This is a genomic window from Caballeronia sp. M23-90 (genome assembly GCF_053574605.1).
The window spans coordinates 1-7,987 of sequence record NZ_JBSIPA010000307.1; the positions used below are offsets into that span (position 1 = coordinate 1).

Sequence of the window (7,987 nt, forward strand, 5' to 3'; positions counted from 1 at the left end):
TGCATGCCTTCGGCACGCGCCCAGGCGCCTGCCGGGAAACCCGGCGCGACGATCCGCGTGGCGCATCTGACACCGTCGGGTCAGGTCGATCCGCTGACCGTGACCGATCCGGCCGGCCTCGCACTGATCAACCAGACGGGCGAATTCCTGATCGACGATGACGGCCAGGCGCTCGTCCTGCGCCCTTCTCTCGCGCTTTCGTGGAAACCCAACGCGAAGGGCGATGTGTGGACGTTCAAGCTGCGCCCGAACGTCAAATTCCACGACGGCCAGTCGATGACCGCCAAGGACGTCGCCGCGACCTTCAACCGTCTGGCCGATCCGGGCAGCGGTTCGGCGGCTTTGTCGGTGCTGAAGGGCGTGTTGTCGAAGGGGTCGGTAAAGGCCACTGACGACATGACGGTCGAGTTTCATCTCGATGCGCCGAACGGCAATTTCCCGTATTACGTTTCGTCCGATACCTACAACGCCGTGATCCTGCCGGCGAATTTCAGCGGCACCTACGAGAAGTCGTTTCCCGGCACGGGCCCGTTCAAATTCGAGTCCTACACGCCGAAGGTGGGTGCATCGTTCGTGCGGAACCCCGATTATTGGGGCGAAAAGGCGTTGCCGGAGCGCATCAAGTTCTCCTTCTACGCCGATGAACAATCCGAACTCCTCGCGCTGCAGGGACGCCAGGCCGACGTGATGGGCGACTTCACCGTCCAGGGCGGCCTGAGCATGATGACGAACCCCGAGTTCAAGGTGCTGGGCGTGAAATCCAGCGCGCATCGACAGATGCACATGCGCACCGACACCGGTCCTTTCAAGGACAAACGCGTGCGTCAGGCGCTGGCCCTCGCGGTGAATCGCGAAGTGATCGTGAAGGGTCTGTTCAAGGGGCACGCCGCGCTTGGGAACGACAGTCCGTTCTCGCCGGTGTTTCCATCGAGCGATCTGAGCGTGCCGCAACGCAAGATGGATTTGGCGAAAGCCAAGCAGTTGCTCGCGGCCGCCGGCGTGCCGAATGGTTTCGATGTCACCCTTACCACCGAAAAGTACATGGAGATTCCCGACCTCGCGGTGGTGATCCAGAACGCGGCGAAGGCGATCGGCATCAAGATCACATTGAAGGTCGAGAGCCAGGAGTTGTATTACGGCGCGGGAACGTATGGCAAATCGGACTGGCTCGATTCGCCGCTCGGCATCACGGATTACGGACATCGCGGGGTGCCCAATGTGTTCCTGAATGCGCCGCTTACCAGCGAAGGCACATGGAACGCGGCGCACTTCAAGAACCCGCAATACGACAAGCTGGTCGCGGATTTCGTGGCGGCGCTCGACGTCGCATCGCAGAAAAAGCTGTCGGGGCAGATTCAGACGCTCCTGCTCGACGAAACCCCGGTCGTCATTCCGTACTTCTACGACCAGCTGATCGTCACGCGGGCGAACGTGAAAGGCGTGCGCTTCAACGCCATTTCGCAGTTGTATTTCGAACGCGCGACCATCGGCGCCTAGCCGTTGGATCCGAGGACGCCCTGAGTCATGAACACCGCCTCTACTTCGGCACCTGCTGCAAAGCCACGCGGTGAATACGGCAGCGCACTACGCATTGCGCGGTTTATCGGCGTGCGGCTGTTTCTGGCGGCAATCACGCTGTGGCTGCTTTCCGTGATCGTATTCGCGGGCGGCCAGTTGCTTCCCGGCGATGTCGGCCGTGCAATCCTCGGCCCTCTCGCCGACGCACGCGCAGTCGCTGCGCTCAACCATCAACTCGGTGTCGACCGGCCGCTGCTCACGCAGTACGCCGCGTGGATAGGCCATTTCCTTCGCGGCGACATGGGCGAGTCGTATTCGTATCGCGCGCCGGTTGCGCCGTTCATCGGCGCTGCGTTGCTCAACTCGGCGAAGCTCGGGGCGCTGGCGTTTATCGTCGTGGTGCCTCTGGGGATTGCCGGGGGCGTGTACGCCGCGCTGCACGAGGGCCGCTGGATCGACCGGACGATCAGCATCACGGGGTTGTCGGCGACGGTCGTGCCTGAGTTCGTATCGTCGATTGTGCTGATTCTCGTGTTCGGCATCTGGCTGCAATGGCTGCCAATCGAAGCGACGTATCCGCCCGGGTCGAACGTGCTGGTTCAATTGCAGCATCTGATCCTGCCCGTGTTGCCGCTCGTGCTCGTGTTCTTCGGGTATATCGCCCGGATGGCGCGTGCGGGAACCGTGGAAGCACTCGATGCCGACTACACCCGCACCGCGATCCTCAAGGGCTTGCCGCGCCGCGTGGTGATCATGCGGCACGTGTTGCGCAATGCGCTGCTGCCGACCGTCACGGTCGCCGCGACGCAACTCGGCTACATGATCGGCGGCCTGGTCGTCGTGGAGACGCTGTTCCATTACCAGGGCATCGGCTCGCTGATCTACAACGCCGCGAAGGGCAAGGACTTCCCGATGCTCGAAGCGGGCGTGCTGACCATCGGCGTGATCTATACGACGGCCAATCTGATCGCCGACGGGTTGTACGTGGTGCTGAATCCGCGCTTGCGGGTGAGGAATGCGCAATGAGCACTGCCACCGCCGCACCGTCATATAAAGCACCCAAGTACGAGCGCACCAAAGCACTCTTGCGTTCGCCCACATTCCTGGTCGGCGCGCTGATCCTGCTGTTCTGGGTCGCATGCGCAATCGGCGGGCATTGGGTCGTGCCGCAAGATCCCTACGCGTCCGATCCGCTGAATTCCCTCACGCCGCCCGACGGCACGCACTGGTTCGGCACCGATCAGCTCGGCCGCGATGTCTTCGCTCGCGTGATCGTCGGCGCGCGGGACATTCTCACCATTGCGCCCTTGGCGACGCTGCTCGGCACGGTCGCGGGAACGGCCGTCGGCTTGATCGTCGGTTATTTCGATGGCTGGGTGGACAACGTCGCAGGCCGTCTGATCGACGCGGTCCTCGCGCTGCCGCTCGTGATCGTCGCGCTGCTCGCGCTCGCTGCCGTGGGCGCGAGCAACCTGACCGTGATCCTCGTGATCGGCATCACGTTCACGCCGATCACCGCGCGCACCGTGCGCGCCGCCGTGTTCGCCGAGCGCAATCTCGACTACGTGCTCGCGGCCCAGCTTCGCGGCGAAAATGCGTTCTACATCATGTTCGCGGAAATCCTGCCGAACGTGCTGCAGCCGATCATCGTGGAGACGACTGTGCGGCTCGGCTACGCAATCTTCTCGGTCGCGACGCTGTCGTTTCTCGGCTTCGGTATTCAACCGCCATCGGCGGATTGGGGTCTTGCGCTCTCCGAGTGCTACACGCTGATGGCAGGCGGCGCGTGGTGGACGGTCGTCTTCGATGCCGCCGCGATCGCCTCGCTGGTCGTGGGCGTCAATCTGGTTGCAGACGGCATACAGGGGGTGCTCGACCGATGAACGGCCCGCCTCCATCCGCTTTCCCCATCTTCGATGGATCGAAGAGCGCCGAAACCGATGCGCTGACCATCGTCGGCCTGACGGTCGCGTATCGCACGCGCGGACGTGATCGCGAGATCCTGCAGGACATCTCGCTGCGAGTGAAACGTGGCGAGGCGTACGGGCTCGTCGGCGAATCGGGCTGCGGGAAGTCCACTGCCGCGCTCGCCGTGCTGCGTTACCTGCCGCGCAACGGCCGCGTGAAAGCGGGCAAGATTTCTATCGCAGGGCACGACATTTCGTCGATGAACGCCGACGCTTTGCGGCACATGCGCGCGAATGCGGTTTCCATGGTGTACCAGGACCCGGGGCGCGCGCTGAATCCGTCGCTGACGATTGCGCGGCAGGTGTCGGAGGCGTTCGAGCTGGCGGGTTCGTCGGTGAGCGAGGCGCTGGAGCGCACCATCGATATCTTGCGGCGCGTGCGCATCTCGTCGCCCGAGCGCGTGATGGAGAGCTATCCCCATCAGTTGTCGGGCGGCATGCAGCAGCGCGTGGTGATCGCAATGGCGCTGGCGTGCAACCCGGAACTGCTGATCCTCGATGAACCCACGACCGGCCTCGACGCAACCGTCGAAGCCGAAGTGCTCGACCTGATTGCGCAACTGCGCAAAGAACTCGGCACGGCGGTGCTGTTCATCAGCCACAACCTCGCGGTGATCGGGCGCATGTGCGACCGCGTCGGCGTGTTGTACGCGGGGAAACTGGTCGAAGAAGGCGCCACGCGCGATGTGTTTGCGAAGCCCCGGCATCCTTACACGGTCGGGCTTTTGCGCTGCCTGCCGACCACCGGGCGAAGCAAGGACACGGGCCGCCTCGATACCATTCCCGGCTCGCTGCCGCTGCCGGGAACCGTGACGCAGGGTTGCATCTACGCGCAGCGCTGCAAGCTCGCCGATGACCGGTGTCATCGCGAAGCGCCGCCGCCTTATCGCGTTCAGGCGGCGTTCGGCGATCAGATGTCGCGATGCCATTACCACGAACGCGCGACCGAGTTGCCGCGCGCCACGCCCGAGGTCCTGGGCGAGCGTCCGCAACGTGATGAAACGGCGATTGCGCTGCGGGCGGTGGGTTTGTCGAAGACGTTTCATGCCGGCGGGGAATCCATACGCGCGGTCCACGATGTGTCGATGGAACTTGCGCTTGGCGAGACGCTCGGCCTCGTGGGGGAATCAGGCAGCGGTAAAACGACGCTCGCGAAGCTCCTGCTCGGACTGTTGTCTCCGGACGCGGGCGGGTCTATCGAACTCGATGGAGCAACACTCCCGCCACGCGTCACGAGCCGCAACGACGAACAAGTGAAGTCGCTGCAGATCGTGTTCCAGAATCCGGACTCGGCGTTGAATCGCGCGCATTCGGTGCGGCGGCTGATCGCGCGGTCGTTATCCAAACTGGGCGCGTTGCGCGGCGCCGCGAAAGAGGCGCGTTTGCAGTCGCTCACTGCGGCCGTTCGTTTGCCCGAACGTTATCTGAGTTCGCGCACCCAGCAGTTGTCGGGCGGGTTGAAACAGCGCGTTGCGATTGCGCGTGCGTTTGCGGGCGATCCGCGCGTAGTTGTGTGCGATGAACCCACCTCCGCACTCGATGTCTCCGTGCAGGCCGCCATCCTGAACCTGCTCGCAGACCTGCAGCGCGAACGCGGCGTGAGCTACGTTTTCATCTCGCACGATCTGCACGTCGTGCGGTATCTGTCGGACCGTATCGCCGTGCTGTATCTCGGACGGCTGATGGAAATCGGCCGCGCCGCCGATGTCTTCGATGGCCCGCATCATCCTTATACGGAGGCGCTGTTGTCATCGGTGCCGGCGCTCGACGGAGCGGGCGCGGCGCGGGAGCGCATCCGGTTATCGGGCGAATTGCCGAGCGCGGCGAATCCGCCATCGGGCTGCGTATTCCATACGCGTTGTCCAAGGAAGATCGGCGCAATTTGCGAGCAGCGGGAACCGCCGTATGCGGATGCTGCGAATGGACATCGGATTCGATGTCACATTCCGCTGGAAGAGCTGAGGCAATTGCAGAGGGCCGAGTGAGCCGGAATCACGTTGATGGAACCAATCGTCGCGCGTCGCCTCATATCGAGTTCAATGTCCGACATGAGGGATACAACATGAAGCGAAACATCTCAGCGGCCTTTGCGCTTGCTATAGCCACGACGTTCGGCGCCATCTCCCTTGCCCAGGCCCAGCAAGCTGCGCCGCAGGCCCCGGCAGTCGACCCCAGCTTTTCCGCTTACACCCTCGCGCAGGAATGCGCGCAAAAAGGCGATAACGCCGCGCAAGGACAATGCATTGGCGCGGTGCGCGGCATTGTTCGCGGGTATCAATACGGCGTGTTGTTCCTCGGGCAGCGTTCGCAATTGAAGCCCAACGAGACGCAGAACGTGTCGCTGTGCCTGAGCAATACGCCGGTGTCCACGCTAGTGGATGAGTTTCTTGCCGATGCCAAGCAAGTCGATGAAGCCGCACTCAAACGCACGCCCGCCGAGGTTGCCGTCCTCGGCTCGGTGCACTCCCATCACGCCTGCATGTAGATGGTTTAAAGCATTTCAAGCGAGCGCTTTGACTTTGGCGGTTTGAACTGTGCATCGATTTGCGCCAGCTCTTGCGCCGACAAGCCGATATCGCGCGCCGCCGCATTTTCCGTGACATGCGCAACGGTGGATGCCTTTGGTATTGCAATGACTTGCGGTTGCTGCAGAACCCACGCGAGCGCGATTTGCGTTGGTGAAACGCCGCGTGCGCCGGCGATATCGTTCAGCACGCTTTGCTTGGGCAAGCGCGAATGATCGACCGGGCTATAGGCCATTGCAGGCATGTTCCGTTCGCGCATCCAGGGCAGCAGATCGAACTCCGGACCGCGGCGCGCCACGTTGTACAGGATCTGATTGGTGGCGCACTGGTTGCCGTTTTCAAGCGCGAACAATTCGATCATGTCGTCGGTGTCGAAATTGCTGACGCCCCAATGACGGATCTTGCCGGCAGCCTTGAGACTTTCGAACCCGGCGATCACACCTTCGATATCTTCGCCGCCGCGCCAGTGCAGCAAATACAGATCGATACGATCGGTTTGCAAGCGCTTCAGACTACGCTCACAAGCGGCCTTCACGCCCGCTTCGCTGCCGTTATGCGGATAGACCTTGCTGACAATGAACAGCTCGTTGCGTCGAGCGCCCAGCGCTTCGGCGATGAGCTTTTCACTGTCGCCATCGCCATACATCTCGGCGGTATCGATAAGCGTCAGTCCCAGATCCACGCCCGCCTGCAGCGCCTTGATCTCCTCGCTGCGCTTACGCGCGTTTTCGCCCATCTCCCATGTTCCCTGACCCAGTGCGGAGATCTGTTCGCCGGACGGCAGATGGACGGATTTGTGCGGTGAAGTCATCGGAAGCCTCGCTCAGTCTTGAAGTCTCATTGGGCTGCGGATGAGCGTAGCAGTTCAACATTTCACTAAACGGATGCGTGCCCCTCGCGTTTTTCATCGGGCGACACGCGTCCTTTTCAATGATCAGACCAGGCCCACCAGCAGCGGTCCCAGCAGTGTCAGCAAGACATTGGCCAGCGCGTACGTGATCGCGAACGGCACCGTAGGAACTGCGCTTTCCGTCTTGTCGAGCAGCGCGCCAAATGCCGGGTTCGCGCTGCGCGACCCGGTCAGCGCGCCCGCCAGCAGCGCGGCGTTGTTGTACTTGAGGACGTAGCGCCCGAAGATCATGGTGAGGATGAGCGGCACTACCGTGACGACCACGCCGAGCAGGAAGATCGTCATGCCGCTTTGCTTCACCGTCACCACAGCTTGCAATCCCGAGTTCAAACCGACCGCAGCCACAAACGCGGCGAGCCCGAAATCCTTCATCAATTGCGACGCCGCCGATGGCATCACGCCGTACATGGGATGCTTGCCGCGCATCCAGCCGAACAGGAGGCCGGCGAGCAGGCAACCGCCGCCTGAACCGAGCGTCAGCGGCACTCCGCCAACGGTCACCACGATCAGGCCGATCAGCAAGCCCAGGACAATGCCCACGCCCATGTAGATGAAGTCGGTCTTGTTCGTGACCGGGAGTTCGTAACCGGCGGCATCGACGGCGCGTTTTGTGTCCTGCGGCGACCCGTAGAAGGTGATCACGTCGCCATGTTCGAGCTTGGTTTCGGGCAGGATCGGCAACGGCTGGTCGGCACGCCTGATCTCCTGCACGAAAACGCCGTGACGCAGATCGCGATCCACGGTCGTGCGCATCGCGGCAATCGTCATGTGATTCATGCCCTTGCGCGTGAAGACGCCTTGCCGGTTCTGCATCACGACGCTGATGCCATCCGTATCCGCCACCTCCTCGCCAATGTCCGGCGCGGTTGCGACCATCACCTCGCGGCGTCCGACCACGAGCACGACGTCGTCGGCTTGCAGCATCACGTCCGGACGCGGTTCCAGCGCCTTGCCTGCGCGCCTGATGCGCTCGATGGTGATCATGTCCGCGCCAGCCAGCTCGATCTCGGCGACCGTCCGTCCTGCAGCGCCATTTGACCCGAGCGCGGCGCCCGCCGCGTTGCCGA

At 62.8% G+C, this 7,987-nt stretch carries 7 protein-coding genes; 5 read left to right on the plus strand and 2 right to left on the minus strand.

Annotated features, from left to right (window positions below):
- From ACRXB1_RS24510 to ACRXB1_RS24530, 5 genes are all read left to right on the plus strand, one after another.
- A partial coding sequence (locus ACRXB1_RS24510) for an ABC transporter substrate-binding protein (RefSeq protein WP_449493512.1) occupies positions 1–1,497 on the plus strand: 1,497 nt, incomplete at its 5' end.
- Between the two features lie 27 nt (positions 1,498–1,524).
- Positions 1,525–2,544: an ABC transporter permease gene (locus ACRXB1_RS24515; protein WP_061998702.1), complete on the plus strand. Its 1,020-nt coding sequence runs from the start codon at positions 1,525–1,527 to the stop codon at positions 2,542–2,544.
- Positions 2,541–3,401 (plus strand): ABC transporter permease, encoded by an 861-nt coding sequence (locus ACRXB1_RS24520; RefSeq protein ID WP_061998701.1) that lies wholly within the window; start codon positions 2,541–2,543, stop codon positions 3,399–3,401. The genes ACRXB1_RS24515 and ACRXB1_RS24520 overlap by 4 nt, the downstream gene beginning before the upstream one ends.
- Positions 3,398–5,470, plus strand: coding sequence for a dipeptide ABC transporter ATP-binding protein (locus ACRXB1_RS24525; protein WP_174362495.1), 2,073 nt, complete (start codon positions 3,398–3,400; stop codon positions 5,468–5,470). The genes ACRXB1_RS24520 and ACRXB1_RS24525 overlap by 4 nt, the downstream gene beginning before the upstream one ends.
- 77 nt (positions 5,471–5,547) lie before the next feature.
- The gene (locus ACRXB1_RS24530) at positions 5,548–5,970 is read left to right on the plus strand and encodes a hypothetical protein (RefSeq protein ID WP_449493513.1); all 423 of its coding nucleotides are present in this window, start codon (positions 5,548–5,550) and stop codon (positions 5,968–5,970) included.
- A 5-nt stretch (positions 5,971–5,975) separates the two neighbouring features.
- Here the strand turns inward: ACRXB1_RS24530 and ACRXB1_RS24535 are convergent, their stop codons facing one another.
- Together ACRXB1_RS24535 and ACRXB1_RS24540 are read right to left on the minus strand one after the other, a co-directional pair.
- Positions 5,976–6,821, minus strand: coding sequence for an aldo/keto reductase (locus tag ACRXB1_RS24535; RefSeq protein ID WP_174362497.1), 846 nt, complete (start codon positions 6,819–6,821; stop codon positions 5,976–5,978).
- Positions 6,822–6,944: 123 nt separating this feature from the next.
- Positions 6,945–7,987: aspartate-alanine antiporter-like transporter (locus tag ACRXB1_RS24540; protein ID WP_449493514.1), on the minus strand; the 1,043-nt coding region annotated here is incomplete at its 5' end.